Source organism: Streptomyces rubradiris (assembly GCF_016860525.1).
Lineage (GTDB): Bacteria > Actinomycetota > Actinomycetes > Streptomycetales > Streptomycetaceae > Streptomyces > Streptomyces rubradiris.
In genome coordinates, this window is record NZ_BNEA01000015.1 from 2,345,893 (window position 1) to 2,368,209 (window position 22,317).

At 72.4% G+C, this 22,317-nt stretch carries 13 protein-coding genes; 3 read left to right on the top strand and 10 right to left on the bottom strand.

Annotated features, from left to right (window positions below):
* Nucleotides 1-22 precede the first annotated feature (22 nt).
* From Srubr_RS23465 to Srubr_RS23490, 6 genes are all read right to left on the bottom strand, one after another.
* Nucleotides 23-736, bottom strand: a complete 714-nt coding sequence (locus tag Srubr_RS23465; RefSeq protein ID WP_189997560.1) for a glycoside hydrolase family 12 protein — start codon at nucleotides 734-736, stop codon at nucleotides 23-25.
* 35 nt (nucleotides 737-771) lie between these two features.
* Nucleotides 772-2,964 carry a glycosyl hydrolase family 95 catalytic domain-containing protein gene (locus Srubr_RS23470; RefSeq protein ID WP_189997561.1) on the bottom strand — a complete coding sequence of 731 codons (2,193 nt, stop codon included), beginning with the start codon at nucleotides 2,962-2,964 and terminating at the stop codon, nucleotides 772-774.
* Entirely contained in the window at nucleotides 2,961-4,931 is a 1,971-nt protein-coding gene (locus tag Srubr_RS23475; RefSeq protein WP_189997562.1) for a beta-galactosidase, read from the bottom strand. The genes Srubr_RS23470 and Srubr_RS23475 overlap by 4 nt, the downstream gene beginning before the upstream one ends.
* 134 nt (nucleotides 4,932-5,065) lie before the next feature.
* Entirely contained in the window at nucleotides 5,066-6,013 is a 948-nt protein-coding gene (locus Srubr_RS23480; RefSeq protein ID WP_189997563.1) for a carbohydrate ABC transporter permease, read from the bottom strand.
* On the bottom strand, nucleotides 6,010-7,026 hold the full coding sequence (locus Srubr_RS23485) for an ABC transporter permease (protein ID WP_189997564.1): 1,017 nt from the start codon (nucleotides 7,024-7,026) through the stop codon (nucleotides 6,010-6,012). Before Srubr_RS23485 ends, Srubr_RS23480 begins: the two co-directional genes overlap by 4 nt.
* On the bottom strand, nucleotides 7,023-8,705 hold the full coding sequence (locus Srubr_RS23490) for an extracellular solute-binding protein (protein WP_189997565.1): 1,683 nt from the start codon (nucleotides 8,703-8,705) through the stop codon (nucleotides 7,023-7,025). Before Srubr_RS23490 ends, Srubr_RS23485 begins: the two co-directional genes overlap by 4 nt.
* Nucleotides 8,706-8,934: 229 nt before the next feature.
* Here Srubr_RS23490 and Srubr_RS23495 point away from each other — a divergent pair, with 229 nt between their 5' ends.
* Entirely contained in the window at nucleotides 8,935-11,874 is a 2,940-nt protein-coding gene (locus Srubr_RS23495) for a glycoside hydrolase family 3 C-terminal domain-containing protein (protein WP_373313592.1), read from the top strand.
* 199 nt (nucleotides 11,875-12,073) lie between these two features.
* Here Srubr_RS23495 and Srubr_RS23500 read toward each other — a convergent pair whose 3' ends face one another.
* The 3 genes from Srubr_RS23500 to Srubr_RS23510 form a co-directional block, all read right to left on the bottom strand.
* Nucleotides 12,074-13,519, bottom strand: a complete 1,446-nt coding sequence (locus Srubr_RS23500) for an aldehyde dehydrogenase family protein (protein ID WP_189997567.1) — start codon at nucleotides 13,517-13,519, stop codon at nucleotides 12,074-12,076.
* Between the two features lie 212 nt (nucleotides 13,520-13,731).
* Complete coding sequence (locus Srubr_RS23505) at nucleotides 13,732-15,309, bottom strand: PucR family transcriptional regulator (protein ID WP_189997568.1); 1,578 nt, start codon at nucleotides 15,307-15,309, stop codon at nucleotides 13,732-13,734.
* An 85-nt stretch (nucleotides 15,310-15,394) separates the two neighbouring features.
* Nucleotides 15,395-17,857, bottom strand: coding sequence for a type IV secretory system conjugative DNA transfer family protein (locus tag Srubr_RS23510; protein WP_189997569.1), 2,463 nt, complete (start codon nucleotides 17,855-17,857; stop codon nucleotides 15,395-15,397).
* A gap of 278 nt (nucleotides 17,858-18,135) precedes the next feature.
* Here Srubr_RS23510 and gabT point away from each other — a divergent pair, with 278 nt between their 5' ends.
* On the top strand, nucleotides 18,136-19,470 hold the full coding sequence (gabT, locus tag Srubr_RS23515) for a 4-aminobutyrate--2-oxoglutarate transaminase (RefSeq protein ID WP_189997570.1): 1,335 nt from the start codon (nucleotides 18,136-18,138) through the stop codon (nucleotides 19,468-19,470).
* A gap of 418 nt (nucleotides 19,471-19,888) precedes the next feature.
* Entirely contained in the window at nucleotides 19,889-20,497 is a 609-nt protein-coding gene (locus Srubr_RS23520; RefSeq protein WP_189997571.1) for a phosphatase PAP2 family protein, read from the top strand.
* Here Srubr_RS23520 and Srubr_RS23525 read toward each other — a convergent pair.
* Complete coding sequence (locus Srubr_RS23525; protein WP_189997572.1) at nucleotides 20,485-22,296, bottom strand: chitinase; 1,812 nt, start codon at nucleotides 22,294-22,296, stop codon at nucleotides 20,485-20,487. The two genes, Srubr_RS23520 and Srubr_RS23525, sit on opposite strands and share 13 nt — an antisense overlap.
* Between the last annotated feature and the right edge of the window lie 21 nt (nucleotides 22,297-22,317).

Below are 22,317 nucleotides of genomic sequence, written 5' to 3' on the forward strand. Positions count from 1 at the left end.
GGCGCGGGTCGGTCCCGGTCGGTCAACTGCTGCTGACGGTCAGGTTGTTGGTAGTGAAGTCCAGGCCGCCGGACGAGGACGTGATCTCGTAGCCGAACTGGACGTCACCGATGGTCTCGTTGCCGAACCAACCCTTCGTGTCCTTGATCCACTTCAGGATCGGCAGGATGTTCACCGTGCCGGAGCGGGAGTTGGAGGTGCGGATGAAGGAGAAGACCTCGTTGGCGCCGTTGTTGCCCTTGTAGACGGCCCAGCTGTGCCCGCCCAGCGTCACGGTGCCCTGCGCGGTGCCCAGGGGGCCGACGGGTCCGGTCTTGTTGACCCAGAGCATGATCTCGTAGTCGTAGTCCGTGTCCCAGATGTCGTACGAGGTGTTGTACGCGCCGGACGCCGGGACGGTGACGTTGTAGCTGCTGGTGAGCGAGGTCAGGGAGGTGATCGGCTTGTTGATCACCTTCTTGGCGTTGGGGTAGGACTTGATGCCGCCGGTGTCGGGGTGGTCGGCGTGCACGCCCCAGTTGGTGCCGGAGTTGGCCCAGACGCACTGGCTGCCGGCGCCGGAGCCCCAGATGTTGTTGTAGAGGGTGTAGCCGTTCAGGGTGGTGTTGCCCCACTGGTCGCAGGTGCTCCAGACGGCGGCGGAGGCCGGTGCCGAGGCCAGGCCGACGGTGGCGCCGAGGGCGAGTGCGGGGGCGATCAGGGCCTTGGCGACCCTGCTGATGATGCTCGTTGCCATGGCGTCCCTTCCATGGGTGGGGGTGTGGGGAGTGTTCACCGCGCCCTCGAAGTGAGGACGCGGTCTTCCCCGGCGACCAGTTCGAGGGGTTCGGTGCCGGAGGAAGTCAGCAGTTCGACGCAGAGGGTGCGGCCGGGCCGTACGACCGCCCGGGCGCCGTCCGGGCCCCAGGCAAGGTCGACTTCCGCGCCGAACCGGGTGCGGATGCCGCGCAGTTCGCCGCGCGGGCAGGCGTCCGGGACGGCGGGGAGCAGGATCAAACGGTCCGGGGTGGACTGCAGGAGCGTCTCGATGAGCACGCCGGGGAGGGTGTGCGCGGCGTCCGCGTTGTAGACGGCGCGGCGGGGGTAGTGGGCGCTCATCAGGGAGGCGTGGAAGTAGTCGCCGTCGAGGACCCGGCGCAGGGCATGCCCGGCGCGGTCCCCGTCGCCGAGCCGGGCGGCGATCAGGGCGTGGTGCAGATGGCCGTGGGCGGAGTCGTTCTCCGCGCCGCGCAGTTGGAGCGCCCGGTGGGCGGCGGCGGCCAGGCGCGGGGTGTCGTACGGGGTGATCTCCTCCAGGGGCCAGACGCCGTAGAGGTGGCTGAGGTGGCGGTGGTCGTAGGTGTCGTGGAGGCCGGGCCAGGCCCATTCGGCGAGGGCGCCGTCGGAGTTGATCCGGTGCGGGGGCAGCCGCCCGGCCAACGCCCGCCATTTATTGGCGTGTTGGGGGTGGTAGCGGGCGGCGGTGAGCAGGGTGTGCCGGGCGGCGGAGAGGTCCATGGCCGCGTTGAGCGCTCCCCAGCTTCCGTTGGCGGGGCGGTTCTCCGGGGAGTAGGAGGGCACGACGACGAGGTGGCCGTCGCTGTCGGTGCGGGTGAGGAAGTCCTCGTAGAAGAGGGCGGCTTCGGCGAGGGCGGCGGCGGTGCGCGGGTCCTGCGCGCCGCGGATCTCGTCGTGGTCGACCAGCGGTTTGAGCAGCCAGTCGGCGCCCGCGGTCCACAGGTGCAGCGGGTACTCGCGGCTGAAGTGGTACGTCAGCCCGGACTCGCCGTCACTGTGCGAGGGCGCGACCGCGCCCCGGGTGCCGAAGATCGCGCGGGCGTTGGCCCGCCAGTGCGGCAGCTGCCGGGCGACGAAGGCGGCCAGCGCCTCGGTGACCTCGGGCAGCGCGGCGGCGGGCGCTGCGGCGGTCTGGAGGTTGAGGTTGGCGTTGGTGGTGAACGCCCCGGACCAGGCGGTGTCCCAGTCGCCGGTCCACAGTCCGGTGAGCCGGGGCGGGTGGTGGCCGCTGCTGGAGAGCAGGTGGTAGCGGCCGGCCGCGAACAGCCTCTCCAGCAGGGCCGGGCTGTGCGGGCGCCTCAGCAGTTCGGAGCCGGGCAGGGCGCGCTCGGCCGGGTCGGCGCCGAGGTCGAGGGTGACCCGCAGATAGGCGGGGCGGTGGAGGTCGAGATGGCGGGCGAGCAGGCCGTCGTAGGGGTGTTCGGTGCCGTCGAGCAGGTCCTTCAGGTGCCCGGACTCGGCGGTGACGTCCGCCTCGCCGGTGTGCCGGAGCACCCGGGTGAGCAGCAGCGCGGAACGGCAGCCGGTGACGCGGACGCCCGGCGGGGTGAGTTCCGTCCGGCCGCCGGTGACGGCGACGAGGGTGACGCCGGTGTAGGCGCGGTCGCTGTCCGGGTAGCGCACGCGCAGGCTCAGCAGGGCGCCCTCGGGGGTGAGCAGCGCGCCGTGCCCGACGCGCAGCCCGGCCGGGGCGCCCGGCAGCCGGTGGTCCAGGGTGACGGCCAGGTCGCCGGCGGTGACCTCGTGCACGATCACGTCGTCCGCGCGGGAGACGAAGACCCGGCCCGCGGCACCACGGCCGGCCGCGGTGACCTCGCCGCTGGTGAAGTCGACGGCCCGGCGCACCTGGCGCCCGCCGCCCGCCGGCCGGCGCACCCGGACCTGGAAGGCGGGGTGGAAGGGCTGCACCCACTGGAGCGGGCGGCCGTCGGTGAAGCGTTCGGCGGCGGTGAGGTCGCCGGCCAGCAGCCGGTCCTGGATCCGGGGAAGGGCGGCGGCAAGCCGGGGCGGCCGGGCGTGTTCGCCGCCGTTGGGCCGGACGAGGGTGTGCTGGGTGACGATGACCCGCTCGTCGTCCGGGTCACCGAACACGAGGGCGCCGTGGTGGCCGTTGCCGCTCAGGAAGGCGTCCTCCCAGCGCCCGGCCGGGGCAGGTTCCCAGGTGCCGTGGACCGGCGTGGCGCTCATGACCGCAGCACCGCCACGCCGTGGCGGCCGAGGGTGACCGTGTCGGTGACGTCCGCGCCGCCGAGCAGGTCGCGGTGGGTGCCCGGGACCGGGACGGTGACCGGCTCCCGCCCGTGGTTCAGCAGGAACAGCAGGTCCCCCCGGCGGACCGCCTCCACCGTCTCGGGCAGTCCGTCCAGCACCGGCCGGACCCCGGCCCCGGCGGCGATGCGGGCCAGCAGGGAGCGCAGCGCCTCCGGTTCGGGCAGCGTGGACAGGTACCAGGCGCGGTCCCGGCGCAGTACGGCGGGCAGCCCGTCCAGTTCCCCGCCCCGGTAGGGGACGGTCTCGGCGGCCCCGGGCGCCGGCTCGATCTCCTCCGACCACAGCGTGCCGCGGAAGCCCTCGCACCCGACGGTCTCGCCCGCCTCCAGCGGCCACCACTCGTGCAGGGTGCGGATGCCGAACAGCTCGCGCAGCCGGGCGTCCATGCCGCCGGGTCGGACCCGGTCGTCCTCGTCGACGACGCCGGTGAGGAAGCCGCAGACGAGCGTGCCGCCCCCGCCGGTGTACGCGAGGAGGCTGTCGATGGCGGAGTCGGTGAGGAGGTACAGCTGCGGGGCGACGACGAGCCGGTAGCCGGACAGGTCGTCCTCGGGGTGGGCGAAGTCGGCGGTGAGGTGGGCCTCCCACAGGGCGCGGTGCCAGGCGGTGAGCACCTCGGGGTAGTCGACCAGCGTCGACAGGCGCCCCTCGTGGTCCGCGGCCCACCAGGAGTGCCAGTCGTGCAGGATCGCCACGTCGGCGGTGATCCGGGTGCCGGACACCTGGCCCGCGACCCGGGCGAGGTCGGCGCCGAGCCGCTTGACCTCCTGGAACGTACGCCCCTCCGGTCCCGCGTGACTGACCATCCCGGAGTGGAACTTCTCCGCGCCCTGCCGGGACTGGCGCCACTGGAAGTAGCAGACGGCGTCGGCGCCGCGGGCGACGGCCTGGAAGGACCACAGCCGGTTCAGCCCGCGCGGCTTGGGGTGGTTCACCCCGCGCCAGTTGACCGGTCCGGCCGCCTGTTCCATCAGCATCCACGGCCCGCGCGCCTGCGACCGGGTGAGGTCCTGCACCAGCGCGCCGCGCTGGGCGCCGAGCGGGTCGCGCGGGTCGGGATACAGGTCGACGGAGACGACGTCCTCCTCGCGGGCCCAGCGCCAGCCGTCCTGCCCGGTCCACAGCGGCATGAAGTTGGTGGTCACCGGCAGGTGCGGGGTGTGCCGGCGGACGATGTCCCGTTCGGCGGTGCAGCACTCCAGGAGCATGTCGGAGGTGAACCGCCGGAAGTCCAGCACCTGGGCGGGGTTCTTCAGGTAGTGCGGGCGGCGCGGCGGCAGGATGCCGTCCCAGGTGTCGTAACCCTGGCTCCAGAAATCCGTTCCCCAGGCCGAGTTGAGGGCGTCCAGGGTGCCGTACCGCTCCCGCAGCCAGCGGCGGAAGGCGGCGGCGGCCTCGTCGCCGTGATCGAAGGTGCAGTACTCGTTGTTGATGTGCCACATGGTCAGCGCCGGGTGGCCGGCGTAACGGGCGGCCAGGTCCTCGGTGATGGCGGCGGCGTACCGGCGGTAGGTGGCGCTGGAGTGCGAGAAGTGCTGCCGCCCGCCCCACCATTCGGTCCGGCCGTCGGCGTCCCGGGGCAGGGTGTCCGGATGCAGCCGGCCCATCCAGGGCGGCGGGGAGGAGGTGGGCGTGGCGAGGACGACCCCGACGCCGTGCCCGTGCAGCAGGTCCATCAGCCGGTCCAGCCAGCCGAACTCCCGTGCCCCCGGCTCCGGTTCGAGCCGGGACCAGGAAAAGACGCCGAGCGTGACGGAGTTGACCCCGGCCTCCTCCATCAGCCGCACGTCCTCGTACCAGGTCTCCTCCGGCCACTGCTCGGGGTTGTAGTCGCCGCCGAAGAGGATGCGGCCCCGGGTGACATCGCCGAGGGTCGGCCTCATGCGGGCTCCCTGTACGTCGGTACCGCCGTACGGAGCCCCGGTGTCCGTGTCGTAGGCGGGGAACCGCGCGGGCGCCCCGTACGCACCCGCGGTCACCGACGAGTCCGCACCGCCCCTTTGGTCAGGCGCCCCGGTCATCCCTTCACCGCCCCCGTCAGCATCCCCTTCCGGAAATGCTTCTGGACGAACGGCGAGAGGACGGCCACCGGCAGCAGGGCCAGGACCATCACGGCCATCTGGACGGCAAGCGGCGACAGTTGCCCGGTGTTGATCTGGGCCGACAGCCCCACCGGCCGCTCCTGCTTCTGCACCAGCTGGATCATCACGTTCTGCAGCGGCATCATTTTCTGGTCGGTCAGGTAGATCGACGCGTTGAACCACGCGCTCCAGTACCCGACCGCGTAGAACAGCGTGATCACCGCGAGCACGGCCCGGGAGAGCGGCAGCACGATCCGCCACAGGATCCGCCAGTCCCCCGCCCCGTCGATCCGCGCGCTGTCGACGAGTTCGGGCGAGATGCCCATGAAGAAGCCGCGCAGCACGAGGATGTTGAACACGCTCACCGCGCTCGGCAGGATCAGCGCCAGGTAGGTGTCGGTGAGGCCGAGCGCCTGCACCAGCAGGTACGTCGGGATGAGCCCGGCGCCGAAGAACATCGTGGCGAGCAGCGTCATCAGGATCCAGCGGTGGCCCAGCGAGTCCCGGCGGGACAGGCCGTAGGCGCACAGCACCGACACCGTCATGCTGAACAGCGTGCCGACGAGGGTCACCCCGATGCTGACCAGCGCGGCCCGCTGCACCTGGCCGCCGCCGAGCAGCTCCTGGTAGGCGACGAAGGTGATGCCCTTGGGGATCACCACGAGCCCGCCGGTGTCGTCGATGACCTTCTTCGGGGACAGACTGGTGACGATCACGATCCACAGCGGGAAGAGCACGGCGAAGCACGCGATCCCGAGGACCAGCCCCTTCGCGGCGAGCCCGGCCTTCGCCGGCTCCTCCTCCCAGACCGGCCGGGGCGGCGCGGCCCACCGGCTCCGCCCGCGCACGCCCTCCGGCACCGGCCGGCCGACCACGGCGCTCACTTCTTGTACACCCCCTGCTCGCCCATCAGGTGGGCCGCCTTGTTCGCCACGAGGACGAGGGACAGTCCGACGACGCCCTTGATCAGGCCGGCCGCCGCCGCGTAGCTGAAGTCCTGGTTGCGGATGCCGTTCCACCACACGTACGTGTCGAGCACCTCGGAGGCGTCCGGGCCGACCGCCTGCCGCTGGAGCAGGAACTGCTCGAAGCCGACGGTGAGGGCGTCGCCGACGCGCAGCACCAGCAGCAGGGCGATCACCGGGCGCAGCGCGGGCAGCGTGATGTGCCACATGCGGCGCCAGCGCCCGGCGCCGTCCATCGCGGCGGCCTCGTACAGGTCGTGGGGGACGGCGGCGAGGGCCGCGAGGAAGACGATGATGCCCCAGCCCGCGTCCTTCCAGACCATCTCGGCGGTCACCAGGTACTTGAAGACCGCCGGGTCGGTCATGATGTCGAAGCCCGGGTGCCCGTGTTCGCGCAGGGCCTGCGCGAGGACGCCGGCGCCGCCGAAGACCTGCTGGAAGACGGTGACGACCAGCACCCAGGAGAAGAAGTGCGGCAGGTACATGATCGCCTGGGCGACGGCGCGGACCCTGGGCCGGACCACGCTGTTGATGAGCAGGGCCAGCGCGACCGGGATCGGGAAGAACAGCACCAGCTGGAGCAGGAACAGGACGAACGTGTTCCGCACGGCGTGCCAGAACCCGGCGTCCTGGACGACCCTTTCGAACTGCTCCAGGCCGACCCAGGGGCTCTGGAAGACAGCGATGAAGCCGTTGTCGCTGAGGTAGGGGTCGTAGTCCTGGAAGGCGACGACGTTGCCGAGGATCGGAACGTAGTTGAAGACCAGGAGCAGCAGCACCACGGGCAGGGTCATCAGGATCAGGGTGCGGTCGCGCCGGAACCTGGTGCGCAGGCCGAGCCCCCGGGCGCGCTCCCGGCGGCCGGTGGCTCCGCCGGACGCCACCGGTTTCCGCTTCGTCCCGGCGCTGCCGCGGGGCACCGTGCTGGTCACTTCGCCGAACCGGTGGTGTCGAGCAGCTCGCGGTACCAGTCGCGCAGGTCGTCGCCGCCCTGCTTCTTCCACTCGGAGACCGCCTGCTGCACGTCGCCGATCTTCTTCCGGCCGCGGACGACGTCGTCCTCCAGCTGCTCGAAGTCGTCGGCGAGGTTGGACCAGCGGCCCGGCTCGGTGATCGTCAGGCCGTAGAAGGAGGACTTCTTGGTGAAGGCGCCCATGCGCTGCTGCCACTCGACCATGCCCCGGGTGACCTCGGGGAAGTCGGGGTGGGCGACGTAGGCGGCGGGCTTGCCGGTGTAGTCGAAGGCGCCGAGGACCTCGTTGACGCCCTTGGTGGTCTTGGTGGGCACGCCCTTGGCCAGGGTGAAGTCGGTGCCCTCGACGCCGTACTCGGCGAGCAGGCGCTCCTTCGTGCCGTAGGGGGCGGCGCAGAAGTTGGCGATGGCGAGGAAGTCCTTGATCTTCTGCTCCGACGCCTTCTCGCTGACGAAGGTGAAGATGTTGCAGGGTTGGACGGCCCAGAGGAGGGGGTCGCCGCCGTCATGGGTGAAGACGTCCATGGCGGCCATCTCGAAGTCCGGGTTCTGGGCGCGCTGTTCGGAGGTCTTGCCGAACCAGTCGGACAGGTCGTTGTTGTAGACGAGCAGCTTGCCGGCGGTGAACCGGGTGCCGGCCGGGTTGGTGGTCTTGCCGGCCTTGTCGTCGGGGTGGACCACGCCGGCGGCGAACAGCTTGCGGGACCACTCCAGGGCTTCGAGGTACTCCTCGGTCTCGACCCGGTTGACCAGCTTGCCGTCCTGGAGGTTCCACCACAGCGCCTTGTCGCTGCCGTTGAGGACTCCGAAGGCGTTGAACGCGGTCCACTTCATGTCGGAGCAGGCCCACACCCCGCCCTTGGCGTCGGTGGCCTCCTTCGCCCAGGCGAGGAACTCGTCGGTGGTCCTGGGCGGTTGCCAGCCGTGCTTGTCGAAGACGTCCTTGCGGTAGAAGGGCGCGATGTTGGTGACGTAGGAGGCGGGGAGCGGGATCGCCCGCAGCAGGCCGCCGAAGATGCAGCGCTGCCAGGCGTCGGTGGGGACGGCGGCGAGGTTGGGGTAGTCCTTGACCTTCTCGCCGGACAGGTAGGGGCCGAGGTCGGCGAACTTGGCGTTGACGGCGTTGGGGATCTTGCCGTTCAGGTTCCAGCCGGGGACGACCACGACGTCCGGGATGTCGCTGGAGGCGAGGATCGCGCCGAGCTTCTCGTCGTAGGTGTTGCCGTCCTGGTTCTGCCACTTGGTCTGGACGCCGATGGCCTCGTTCATGGCCTTGTAGTACGGGTTGCCGTTGTCCGGCGGGGTGCCCCACAGGGGTGCCATGATCGTCAGCTCGCCGCCGCTGCCGAGCTTGTCCGGCACCGAGGTCTTGAGCCGGTCCGGTGAGACGGCCCTGGTGAAACCGGCCGAGGAGCCGTTCTTCGCGGGGATGTCGGGGGCGACGACGCTCGATGCCACATACGCGGGGAGGATCTTCCGGGCCGCCTTGCCGGAGGTGGTGCCTTCCTTGCGGCCCTCCTGCCCGCCGCCGCAGGCGGTGAGCAGCGGGAGTCCGCCGGCCACCGCCGCGGTGGCGACCGCGGTGGAGGCGAGGAAGCTTCTCCTGCTGGGGGCGGAGGAGGCGGCGTACGGCGTCATTGCGTCAACCCTTCATGGCGCACCGGGACACCCGGCGGCGGGCCGTCGGTCGCGGTGTCTTCAGTGGATCGGCTGAGCGGAAGCGCCGGGGTGCATGGGCAGCCGTCGAAGCGCTTCGATGTTGCTGCGAGGTTAAGTGAACACCTGGGGGCGCACAAGGGCCGATCCCAAGTTTCCTCGGACGCCCGGAGGGCCTCGCAGTTCGCGCCGCGCCCTGCCCTGCGGAGAGATGGCGACCCTGTTTCGGACCGGCACCTTGACACCCCGGCTTCCCGCACTGAGCATCGAAGCGCTTCGAAAGCGTCAGCCGCTCCATGCGCAAGGGGAACCACTCGTGACCGTTGACTCGCCGTCCGCACCGCCTTTCCGCGATCCGCGTCTGCCGTTCGCGAAGCGCGTCGACGACCTGCTGGGGCGGCTCACCCTGGACGAGAAGATCTCCTTCCTGCACCAGTTCGCGCCCGCCGTGGAGCGCCTCGGCGTCGCCGCCTGGCGCACCGGCCAGGAGGCCCTGCACGGGGTGGCGTGGATGGGCCCGGCGACCGTGTTCCCGCAGGCCGTCGGCCTCGGCGCGACCTGGAACCCGGAGCTGGTCCGGCGGATCGGCGAGGCGGTCGGCAGGGAGGCCCGCGCGATGCGCGCCCGGGACGACCGCGTCGGCCTGAACGTCTGGTCCCCCACGGTCAACCTGCTGCGCCACCCGCTGTGGGGCCGCAACGAGGAGGGCTACGCCGAGGATCCGAAGCTGACCAGCGCCATCGCCACGGCGTACACCCGGGGCCTGCGCGGCGACCACCCCCTGTACTGGCGTACCGCGCCCGTGCTCAAGCACTGGCTGGCGCACAACAACGAGACGGACCGGGCCACTTCGTCGGCCTCCGTGCGCCCGCGGGTGCTGCACGAGTACGACCTGCGCGCCTTCCGGGAGACGGTGCAGGCGGGCGCGGTGGCCGGGGTGATGCCCGCCTACAACCTGGTCAACGGCCGCCCCAACCACGTCTCCCCGTACTTGCGCGAGCACCTGCGCACCTGGACCGACGAGGAGCTGCTGGTCTGCTCGGACGCGGGCGCGCCGTCCAACCTGGTCGACGCCGAGCACTACTTCGACACCCACGAGGAGGCCACCGCGGCCGCCCTGCTGGCCGGCGTGGACAGCTTCACCGACCACGGCACGGACGGCGCGCCGATCACCGCGCGGGTCAAGGGGGCCGTGGAGCGGGGCCTGTTGACGGAGGCGGACATCGACGCCGCCGTGCGCCGCCAGCTTTCCGTCCGGTTCCGGCTCGGCGAGTTCGACCCGGACCGCGATCCGCACGCGGCCACCGGCGCGTTCGACACCCCGGAGCACCGGGCGCTCGCCCAGGAGGCCGCCGAGCAGGCGATCGTGCTGCTGAAGAACGACGGCGACCTGCTGCCGCTGGCCCCGGACACCCGGATCGCGGTCGTCGGCCCGCTCGCCGACGAGTGCAAGCTCGACTGGTACAGCGGCAGCCTCCTGCGCCGCTCCACCCCGCTGGAGGGCCTCTACGAGCGGTTCGGAGCGCGGCGGGTGGAGTTCGCGGAGGGCGTGGACCGCGTCCGGCTGCGGACGGCGTCCGGCGCGTTCCTGGCGGTGCCGGCGGCGGACGTCCCGGACCGGGCGCGCGGTGCCGAGGGCGCGCTGGACCCGGCGCTGCTGTCCGGGCGCACCGATCTGCCGCCGCTCACCACCGACGCGACCGGCAGCGAGTTCGCGCTGGTCGACTGGGGCGAGGGGGTGCTGACCCTGCGCGCCCCCGACGGCCGCTACCTCTCGGTCGCCGAGGACGGCTTCGTGCGCGCCTCCGCCGACCAGCCCGGCGGCTGGGTCGTACAGGAGACGTTCCGCCTGGAACCACACGCCGGTGGTCACCTCCTCCAGCACCTCGGTACGGGCCGCCGGGTACGGGTCGCCGCCGACGGCGTGAAGGTTGCCGACGAGGGCGATGTCTTCGAGGTCGTCACGGCCGAGCGTGGCGAGGAGGCCGTGGCCCGGGTGGCGGCCGGGGCGGACGTCGTCGTGGTGGTGGCGGGCAACGACCCGCACATCAACGGCCGGGAGACCGAGGACCGTACGACGCTGCTGCTGCCGGAGCACCAGCGGCGGCTGCTGGACGCGGCCCGCGCCGCCAACCCGCGCACGGTGCTGGCGCTGGTGTCGGCGTACCCGTACGCGGTGGACCCGGCCCGGCTGCCGGCCGTGCTCTGGACGGCGCACGGCGGGCAGGCGGCGGGCACGGCCCTGGCCCGGGTGCTGGCCGGCGACGTCTCCCCGGCCGGCCGGCTGCCCCAGACCTGGTACGCGGCCGACGCCGACCTGCCGGACCTGCTCGACTACGACGTGATCGGCAGCCGCCAGACCTACCTGTACTTCGAGGGCACCCCGCTCTTCCCCTTCGGCCACGGCCTGTCGTACGCGTCCTTCGCCTACGCCGGCCCGGCCGCCCGCGTGACGGCGGACTCGGTGCTGGTGGAGTGCGCGGTCACCAACACCGGGGACCGGACGGCGGACGAGGTGGTCCAGCTCTACGGCCGGGCGGTCCAGCCGTCGGTGCCGCGCCCGCGCCGCGAGCTGCTGGCGCACCGCAGGATCACGCTCTCCCCCGGCGAGACGGCCGTCGTCTCCTTCGAAGTCCCGCTGAGGGACCTGGAGTTCTGGGACGTCCGGCGGGGCGCGTGGCGGCTGGAGGAGGGTCCGTACGAGCTGCTGCTGGGCGCGTCCAGCGAGGACGTGCGGCTGCGGACGACCGTGCACCTCGACGGCGAGCCGCCGGCCCCGCGCGCGGTGCGCGAACACGGCCTGCCGGCCGCGGACTTCGACGAGCAGTCCGGCGCGGCGATCGTGGACCGTACGAAGACGGAGGGTGACGCGGTGACCCCGGCGCACGGCACGACGGCCGAACTGGTCTACCAGGACTGCGACTTCGGCACCGGCATACGCGAGGTGTCCGTGCGGGTGGCGGGCGAGGGCACGGTGGAGATCTCCCTGGACGGCGGCCCGGCGCCGGTGACGCTCACCCTGGACTCTCCCACGGCGGGCCCGTACGCCTACACCACCCTCTCGGCCGGCCTCATCGCCGAGGGCGTCCACGACGTCCGCCTCGGGCTGCGCGGCCCCGTCCGGCTCGCGCACGTCGGCTTCTCCGGTTGAGGGTCCGCAGAAGCCCGGCACCAGGAAGGGGCCCGGCACCGGAAGGCAGCGGCGCCGGGCCCCTTCGGATCGGCGGTCCGTCACCAGGTTATCTGAAAACGGTTCCCAGTAACCAGAGTCCGGCGCCCGGACATGCGAACGGCCGCAGCCTCCGCACAGTAGGCTGCGGCCGTTCTGTTCCTGACCTGTCCGTGGCAGGTCAGAGCGCGAGACCGGTCAGGACCAGTACGCGCTCGTAGGTGTAGTCCTCCATCGCGTACCGGACGCCTTCGCGGCCCACGCCGGACTGCTTGGCGCCGCCGTACGGCATCTGGTCGGCGCGGTAGGACGGGACGTCGCCGATCACCACACCGCCGACCTCAAGGGTGCGGTGGGCACGGAAGGCGACCTGGAGGTCGTGGGTGAACACGCCCGCCTGGAGGCCGAACTTGGAGTCGTTGACCGCGGCGAACGCCTCCTCCTCGCCGTCCACCTTGCACACGGTGAGGACGGGGCCGAAGACCTCCTCGCAGGCGATCGTGACGTCCGCCGGCACGTCGGCGAGGACGGTCGGCGCGTACGAGGCGCCGTCCCGCTTGCCGCCGGTGAGCAGGCTCGCGCCGGCCGCGACCGCCTCGTCCACCCAGGACTCCACGCGCTTGGCGGCGTCCTCGCTGACCAGCGGGCCGACATCGGTCTTGGGGTCGGACGGGTCGCCGGTGACCTGGGCCTCGACGGCGGCGACGATGCGCGGCAGCAGCCGGTCGTACACCGACGCGTCGGCGATCACCCGCTGCACCGAGATGCAGGACTGGCCGCCCTGGTAGTTGGAGAAGGTCGCGATGCGGGTCGCGGCCCAGTCCAGGTCGGCGTCGGAGGCGTAGTCGCCGAGGACGACCGCGGCGCCGTTGCCGCCCAGCTCCAGCGTGCAGTGCTTGCGCGGCACCGAGTCCATGATCGCGTAGCCGACCTTGTCGGACCCGGTGAAGGAGATGACCGGCAGGCGCTCGTCCTGGACCAGGGCGGGCATGCGGTCGTTCGGGACCGGCAGGATCGACCAGGAACCGGCCGGCAGCTCGGTCTCGGCGAGCAGGTCACCGAGGATCAGGCCGGACAGCGGGGTGGCCGGGGCCGGCTTCAGGATGATCGGGGCACCGGCGGCGATGGCCGGGGCGACCTTGTGGGCGCACAGGTTCAGCGGGAAGTTGAACGGCGCGATGCCGAGCACGACGCCCTTGGGGAAGCGGCGGGTGAGCCCGAGCCGGCCCTGGCCGCCGGCGTCCGTGTCCAGCCGCTGGGCCTCGCCGCCGTTGAACCGGCGGGCCTCCTCGGCGGCGAACCGGAACACCGAGACCGCGCGGCCGACCTCGCCCCGCGCCCACTTGATCGGCTTGCCGTTCTCGGCGGAGATCAGCTGGGCGATCTCCTCGGTGCGCTCGGCCAGCCGCTTGCTGACGTGGTCCAGGGCGGCGGCGCGGACGTGCGCCGGGGTGGCGGCGAACTCGTCCCGTACGGCGTACGCGGCGGCCACGGCCTCCTCGACCTGGGCCTCGCTCGGCACGCTGACCGAGCCGACGAGCCGGCCGTCCCACGGGGAGGTGACGTCGAAGCTGTCCTCGCCGGTGACCTGGCGGCCGGCGAGCCAGAAGGCATGGGTGGAAGTCATGTACGAGTCCCGGCCCTTCCGCGTTGGGGGTGTGCTTGGCTTGCGAGGTCCACGGTAGGGCGGGGGCGGCCGGGGGTCGTTTGTCCGAGTCGTAGCAGTCGGTTCGGGGGGTACGCCGGTTTGGCGAGGTCAGCAGCCGATCGGCGCCGGGGCGGCGGCCGGAAGGACAGGCACCGGTGCGGTGACGGCAGCCGGAGGGACGAGGCCCCCGGTCACTCCGTCGTCGTCGCCTTCAGCGCCAGCCACAGCTCCATGCGGACGTCGGGATCGTCCAGGCTGCGCCCGAGGATCTCCTCGACCCGCCGCATCCGGTACCGCAGGGTGTGCCGGTGCACCCCCAGGTCGGCCGCGGCGGCGTCCCACTGCCCGTGCCGGGACAGCCACGCCCGCAGCGACGCGACCAGGTCCCCCCGCCCGGTGGCGTCGTGCTCGTGCAGCGCCCGCAACAGCCCGTCGGCGAACGCCTTCACCGCGTCGTCGGCCAGCAGCGGCAGCACCGACCCGGCCGCCAGCTGCTCGTGCTCCACGAACACCCGGCCCCGCCGCCGCGCCACCGACAGCGCCTGTTCGGCCTGCTTGTACGCCGCCGACGCCGCGGTGGGCCCGGTGGGCGCGGACAGGCCCACGACCAGGCCGTCCTCGTCCCCCCGCCCCTGCTCGGGCCGCGCCCGCTCGGCCTCGCGCGCGGCGGCGCAGGCGGAGCACGCGGCCACCGCCGCGCCCCCGTCGGCGGCCAGCACCACCAGCCGCTCCCCCTCGGGCACCACCAGCACGGCCTCCCCGGCCCGGGCCGCGGCGGACTCCACGGTCTCCGCCAGCTCACCGAGGTGTTCGCCGGCCGGACCGGACGCGGACTCGGCGACGATCATCCGGAACGGGGCGTCCAGCAGCGCGCCGTACAGGTCGCCGGCGACGGCCCGGGCGTGGTCCGGTTCCCCGGCGAGCAGCATGCGCAGCACCGCCGTGCCCACGCGCTGCTCGGCCGCGTGCAGGGAGCGGGAGCGCTCGGTGGTGAGGGTGAGCAGGGCGATGGCGGAGTGCACGGCGTACCGTTCGGCGGTGCCGAGGGCGGCGGCGGTGCCGACGGCGAGCGCGGCGCGGGGGCGGCGGCCGGTGCCGAGGCTGTGCAGCTCCACCCGGTCCTCGTGGTCCGGTCCGCCGACCACCGAGGAGGCGGGGGCGGGGCGTTCGCGCAGCCGCTCCACCTCGGCGGTGAGCCGGGCGGCGCGGCGGCCGGCCCAGTCCGGGGCGGCGGCGACGACGGCGCCCGAGGCGTCGTAGAGCGCCGCCCAGCCGTCGACCTGGGCGGCGAGCGCGCCGAGGACGCCCTCGGGGCCGGCGCCGAGGGCCTGCTTGGTCAGCTCCCGCTGGGCGGCGAAACCGGCCGTGACGGCGCGGTACTGGTCGGCGGCGATGGCCGCGGAGACGGCCTTGCTGATGGCGAGGAACGGGGTGCGGCGGGGCACCTCCAGCAGCGGCAGGCCCTCCTGCGCGCAGGCCTCGACGAGGGGCTCGGGCGTCTCGTCGTAGTTCACGCCGACGGCGAACCCGAGCCCGACGACACCGGCGCCGACCAGCCGGCGCACGTAGCGCCGCATGGCCTCCCGGTCCTCCGCGTCCAGCTTGAGCGCGGTGATCAGCAGCAGCTCGCCGCCCTCCATGTAGGGCACGGGGTCGGCCAGCTCGCTGACGTGCGCCCAGCGGACGGGCACGTCGAGGTGGTCCTCGCCCGCGCGCACGGTCAGCTTCAGCGCGGAGTGGTTGACGAGCGAGGCGAGAGTCGGGGGCATGGGGCCTTCACGGTGAGGGAGCCGGTGATCTTTTGGCCGCGGCGTATGAACGGCCCACCCCGATTCTGCCTCACCGTACGACCGCTCACCCCCGCAGATCGACCAGCAACGGCGGCGCGTGCTCGCCCCGCACGGTGGTCAACGACAACACCGCGTGCCCCGGCGGCACCCCATGAGCCAACTCGGACGCGGACCACCGCTCACGCTCCACCTGGCGGACGGTGACGGCCTCCGTCGTCACCGCCTTACCGGTCACCAGCTTGCGCAGGGCATGGATCGCGCGGGTCATGGGCTGGTCCGCGAAGACGGTGTGCTGGGCCACATCACGCGTCTCCACCCACTGGGTGCCCCAGGCTTCCGCGAACCGGCTGCCGTCCCAGGTGGTGACTCCGGAGAAGGCCATGCGGCAGCCCACGGCCGCGTACAGCGGTCCGTGCAGCGCCTCGGGCACGTCCCCGACGGTACGCAGGGCGAGCACTACGCCGGCGTTGCGCGAGCGCAGCCGCTGGATGCGGCGGACCGACTCGGCCGTCACGGCACCGGTCGCGTCGTCCAGCACCAGACAGGCGAAGTGAGGCCGTTCACCCGCCGACGCAACGGCGCCGAACTGCGCCAGCAGCAACCGCGTGATCAGCCGACAGGCTTCGTCGTATCCACGGTCGGGCAGGTCGATCCGTACCCGCAGCGGATGGTGGGCGACGGCACGGAGCGAGAACGGCCGGGCTTCCCCCTGGTCGGCGCCGAAGAATCCGGCGAACGCCGGCCGGTCCAGCAGGGCCAGGCGGTCGGCCAGAACCGGGCCGGGATCGCCGGCACTGCCGAACTGCCGGGCGCGGGCGTCGAGCTCGCGGCGCATCGTGGCGTGCTCGTCCCCCGCGAGCGCAGCGCGCAGCGGGGTCAGGGCCGACGGATCTCCTTCCAGCAGCTCCCGGAGTTGCGGCAGCGTCGGGAAGCGCCCGTACGCCGCCCGGTAGGGGCCGAGGAGCTGGGCCAGGGCGGTGACGGAGCGTTGCCCACTGACCACGTCCAGGTCGCCGGCCAGCCCCTCCGCCAGGAAGGCCGCCGCCTCGTCCGGGTCGTCGGAGTCCGCGTAGGGATCCAGGTCGTACACGGATGCCGGGTCTCCGATGCGTACGACGACGTCGTAGGCGGAATCGGGACCAAGCGGCGTGCCGGCCGCACAAACGGCGACGACCGAGCACTGCCCGGCGAGGGCCTGCAGGCCGAGCGACTCCACGACGGGCCGGGTCAGATGACGGGTCTTACCGGAGCCGGAGGGTCCCACGGCCAGCAGCGAGGTGCCGAGAGTGTCGGGTCCGAGCGCGGCTCCGGCTCCCCCGTAGGCGCTGGGGGCACGTTCTCCGGCGGCCCACTGCCCGATGCGGACCTGGCCGGTCAGCAGGTCGTGGCGGGCGGACCGGCCCGGCAGGTCGCGGGCACCGGAGGGATGAGTCCAGGCGGCGGCGCCGTCGCGGAGCACTGTTTCGGTGAAGGAGGAGAGTCGCGCGCGGGCCCGGGCCGCGGTCCACATCTGGCCGATCCTCGCGCAGTCCACGTCGTTCATCCGGCCGGCGTGCACCTCTGCGGTGAGCACGTCCGCGGCCTGGTGCTGACCGGCTTCCCGCAGCTCGGGCCAGTGGGACGGCCGCCGGTCGACGCGGGGCTCGGCAACCTGGGCATCCTTGGCCCGGGCGCGGGCGGCGATCACCCGCCGGGCGAAGGTCCACCAGCCGCCGATCCGGGCGAACGGCCACAGCACCAGCAGAGTGATGAGCGCGTACAGCGCGTCCGTGAACAGCACCGACGCGAACACCTTGTAGTCACCGGTGATCAGGACGATGAGGGAGAACAGCGGGTCCTGAACGGGCAGCGGGTCCCAGCCGAGGCCGAAGGCGCCGGGGAAGACGAAGGCCAGCGCGATGAGCGCGCCCAAGGCCGCGATCAAAGCGCGCGCGGGCTGAGGACGGCGGGTGACGACGTGCCGGATGACGTCGGACCAGCTGCCCAGGCGCGCCATGGCGAAGACGATGAGGGCGAAGGCCACACCGTCGGCGACCGTGACGGCCTCGACTCCCTGGTAGCTCTTCGGTGACGTGGTCCCTGCCCACCACCAGTCGTCCGGGGTGAGGAGCTTCAGGACGGCCCACTGGTAGGGGATGCTGCCGTGCCGCCACAGTGACCACAGGAAGAGGCCGGCCGCCAAGGGGACGAAGAAGCCGACGATGGTGACGGGGGCCAGGCGCTGCTCCTGGCTCGTGGCCTTGGGCCGCCGGTAGCCGTAACGCCAGACGCCGGGCCCGACCGCGGGGCGCGGCTCGTCGAGCCAGTCGGCGACGGGTGAGCGGGGTGGCGCGGCGGGCGGGGCGTAGGGGGGAGGGCTGTCCGCCCCGGGCACGTGCGGAGCCCGCATCGGCCGTGGCGGCACAGCGGAGCCCCGGTACGACGACGGCGTGCCCAGCGGTGCCCCAGCCACCCCCCTGGGCCCCGGAGGGCGCGGTGCCGGTGTCGCAGGCGTTTCCGGTGCGTCCCGTGTGCCGTCGGTGTCCATCGACCCTGCCCCCTGACCAGCCGTTCCGTCCGCCATCAGCGAGCCAATCTAACGCCCCGGCAAGGGGAGTTCACCGCTTACGCGGCCGAAGCGGGCCACAGCCGTCCGGGCGGGCTATGTCCACCGCGGACAAGGGGACGCGCCGACAACGCCCACATGGAGCATGCCCACCCCCCGGAACCGGTCTTAGCCTGCGAGAAAAGAAGGTATGCGTCCGAAAACGCACCGCCCGGAACCGCCCGGGACCGCCCGGTACGCAAGATCATCAGGGAGCCCCCATGACCGCACTTCCGCAGGAGCGCCGCGTCGTCACCGCCATCCCCGGCCCGAAGTCGCAGGAGCTTCAGGCCCGCCGTACCGCCGTGGTCGCCCAGGGTGTGGGTTCCACGCTGCCGGTCTTCGTCACCCGCGCCGGCGGCGGTGTCATCGAGGACGTGGACGGCAACAGCCTCATCGACTTCGGCTCCGGTATCGCCGTGACCTCGGTCGGCGCCTCCGCCGAGGCCGTGGTGCGCCGCGCGAGCGCCCAGCTCGCCGACTTCACCCACACCTGTTTCATGGTCACCCCGTACGAGGGCTACGTGGCGGTCGCGGAGGCCCTCGCCGAGCTGACCCCGGGCGACCACGCCAAGAAGTCCGCGCTGTTCAACTCCGGCGCCGAGGCCGTCGAGAACGCCGTCAAGATCGCGCGTGCCTACACCAAGCGGCAGGCCGTCGTCGTGTTCGACCACGGTTACCACGGCCGGACCAACCTGACCATGGCGCTGACCGCGAAGAACATGCCGTACAAGCACGGGTTCGGGCCGTTCGCGCCCGAGGTGTACCGCGTGCCCGTCGCTTACGGCTACCGCTGGCCGACCGGCCCGGAGAACGCCGGTCCGGAGGCCGCCAAGCAGGCCATCGAGCAGATCACCAAGCAGGTCGGTCCGGACAACGTCGCCGCGATCATCATCGAGCCGGTGCTGGGCGAGGGCGGCTTCATCGAGCCCGCCAAGGGCTTCCTGCCCGCGATCCGCCAGTTCGCCGCCGACAACGGCATCGTCTTCGTCGCCGACGAGATCCAGAGCGGTTTCTGCCGGACCGGTCAGTGGTTCGCGTGCGAGGACGAGGGCATCGTCCCGGACCTGATCACGACCGCCAAGGGCATCGCCGGCGGTCTGCCGCTCGCCGCCGTGACCGGGCGCGCGGAGATCATGGACGCCGCGCACGCCGGTGGCCTCGGCGGCACCTACGGCGGCAACCCCGTCGCCTGCGCCGGTGCGCTCGGTGCCATCGAGACGATGAAGGAGCTGGACCTCAACGGCAAGGCCAAGCGCATCGAGGAGATCATGAAGGGTCGCCTCACCGCCATGGCCGAGAAGTTCGACATCATCGGTGACGTGCGCGGGCGCGGCGCGATGATCGCCATCGAGCTGGTCAAGGACCGGACCACCAAGGAGCCGAACCCGGAGGCCACCGCCGCGCTCGCCAAGGCCTGCCACGCCGAGGGCCTGCTGGTCCTGACCTGTGGCACCTACGGCAACGTGCTCCGTTTCCTGCCCCCGCTGGTCATCGGCGAGGACCTGCTGAACGAGGGTCTCGACATCATCGAGCAGGGCTTCGCGCGCATCTGACCCGCGGGTCGGACCGCGCGTCGAGCCGTAGGCCGGGTCGAGAGGCCCGTACCTGTGGCGGCGCCTGCGGCAGGCCGTGTGAAGAACGTGTGCGGGGTGGATGAGAGGAAGGGATTCCTGCTGCCCAACAGCCCTGGCCTGCCGTAAGTTCTCTCCCGATGAGAGATACACCCCGCCCACGGGGAACCGTGGACGGATCCGGGCCGAGGCCTCCCCAGCTTCGATCCGGTCGTGCCCTCGCGCACACATCCGGTGCCTCACGGCTCCGGGATCTCCTCACCGATCGGACGGTCGCCGCCCCAAACCCCCCGGGGCGCGCGGCACCCGGTCCGGACGGCCGCCTCGGAACCATCCCCCCTGTTCCGGGGCGGCCGACCTCCTTCCTCCCCGGCCGGACGCGACCTGCCAAGCTGGGCCCATGCTGCTCCTGGTCCTCCCGGTACTGGTCCTCGCCCTGATCACCTGGCAGGTCGTCACCGACGGACCACTGCTGCGGCCGGACGCCGAGGCGAGCCGGGCACTGGTCCACCCGGACGGTTTCTCCCAGTTCCTCTCCGACCTCGGCAACGTCCAGGTCGCCGTCCCGGTGCTGGCCCTCGCCCTCGCCGGCGCCCTGTGGCTCGGCCGGGTCCGGGGTGCCCCCCGCTGGTGGCTGCCGCCGCTGACCGCCGCCGTGCTGATGGCGCTGGTCCCGGCGGTCGTCGTACCGCTGAAGGAGTGGACCGACCGGCCGGGGACACCGGTGGTGCCCCCGGCGACGGGCTACTTCCCGTCCGGTCACACCGCGACGGCGGTGGTGGCCTACGGTTCGGCGGCCCTGCTCCTGCTCCCCTGGCTCCGCTCCCCCGCGGCCCGCCGCGCGCTGGCGGCCGGCTGCGGGGTCCTGGTCCTCGGGGTCTCCTACGGCCTGGTCCGGCACGGTTACCACTGGCCGCTGGACGTGCTGGCCGGCTGGTGCCTGGGCGCCGTGCCGCTGGCCGTCCTCGCCCGCGTCACCAGCCGAAGCGGGCGCGGTCAGCCGAAGTAGGCGTCGAACGTCTTCTGGAACTCCCAGTTCGCGTACCGGTCCCAGTTCACCGACCAGGTCATCAGGCCGCGCAGGGCGGGCCAGGTCCCGTGGGTGGGGTACGAGCCGCAGTTCGTCTTCTTCGTGAGGCAGTCCAGGGCCTTGGTGACCTCGGCCGGGGAGACATGGCCGTTGCCCGCGTTCGTGGACGCCGGCATGCCGATGGCGACCTGGTCGGGGCGCAGCGGCGGGAAGACGTTGTTCTGGTCGCCGGCGACCAGGAAGCCGGTCAGGAGCATGTCGGTCATGGCGATGTGGAAGTCGGCGCCGCCCATGGAGTGGTACTGGTTGTCCAGGCCCATGATCGGGCCCGAGTTGTAGTCCTGGACGTGCAGCAGGGTCAGGTCGTCGCGCAGGGCGTGGATCACCGGGAGGTAGGCGCCGCAGCGCGGGTCCTGGCCGCCCCACTTGCCGGAGCCGTAGAACTGGTAGCCGTTCTGCACGAAGAACGTCTCCGGCGCCATCGTGAGGACGAACTTGGCGCCGTACTTGGCCTTCAGGGTCTTCAGCGCCGAGATCAGGTTGACGATCACGGGTGTGGTCGGGTGCTTGAAGTCCGTGTCGCCCGTGTTCAGCGACAGCGAGTGGCCCTCGAAGTCGATGTCGAGGCCGTCCAGGCCGTAGGTGTCGATGATGTGCGAGACCGAGGAGACGAAGGTGTCGCGGGCCGCGGTCGTGGTGAGCTGCACCTGGCCGTTCTGGCCGCCGATGGAGATCAGCACCTTCTTGCCGGCCGCCTGCTTGGCCTTGACGGCCGCCTTGAACTCGGCGTCGCTCTCCACGTTCGGGCACTCCGTGACCGGGCAGCGGTTGAACCGGATGTCCCCGGAGGTGACCGAGGTGGGCTCACCGAAGGCCAGGTCGATGACGTCCCAGCTGTCGGGGACGTCGGCGAGCCGGGTGTAGCCGGCGCCGTTGGCGAAGCTGGCGTGCAGATAGCCGACCAGGGCGTGCGCGGGCAGTTGGGAGGAACCTCCGCCGTCGTCGCCCGCGCTGGTCGTGGCGGTGACGACCGCGGACTTCGCGGACTCGCCGGCCTCGTTGACCGCGGTGACCTGGAAGCCGTACGCCGTCGCGGCGGCCAGTCCGGAGACGGTCGCCGAAGTGCCCGTCGCCGTCTGGACCTTGACGCCGTCGCGGTAGACCGCGTAACTCGTCGCGCCGGTCACCGCCGACCAGGACAGTCCGACGGAGGAGGAGGTCACGGTGGTGGTCTTCAGGCCGGCCGGGGCGGCGGGCGGCTGGGTGGTGCCGCTGCCGCCGGGACCGACGAGGGTGATGTCGTCGGCCTGGTAGGCGCCGGTGCCGTACCAGCCGTGGGTGTAGATCGTGACCTTGGTGGTGGCGGACCCGGTGCGGAAGGTGGTGCTCAGCTTCTGCCAGTCGGGGGCGGACTGGGTCCAGGCGGAGACGTCGGTGGTGCCGGTGCCGCTCGCGCCGAGGTAGACGTAGGAGCCGCGGACGTATCCGGACAGGGTGTACTGGGCGCCCGGCTGGACGGTCACCGTCTGCGAGCACTGGGCCCTGTCGCCGCCGGCCGGGGTGGCCTGGAGCGCGGAACTTCCGCTGTGCACGGGCGAGTTCACCGTCGTACCGGCGGTGCAGGTCCAGCCGGTCAGGCCGGACTCGAAGCCGCCGTTGACGGCGACGTCCGCGTCGGCCGCACGGGCGGCCGACGAGAGCGCGGTGACACCGGGCACGGCCAGGGTTGCGGCCGTGAGCGCGGCGAGGACGGTTCTGCGACGTCTGGTGCGTTCCACAAGGGCCTCCGGGGTCGGGGG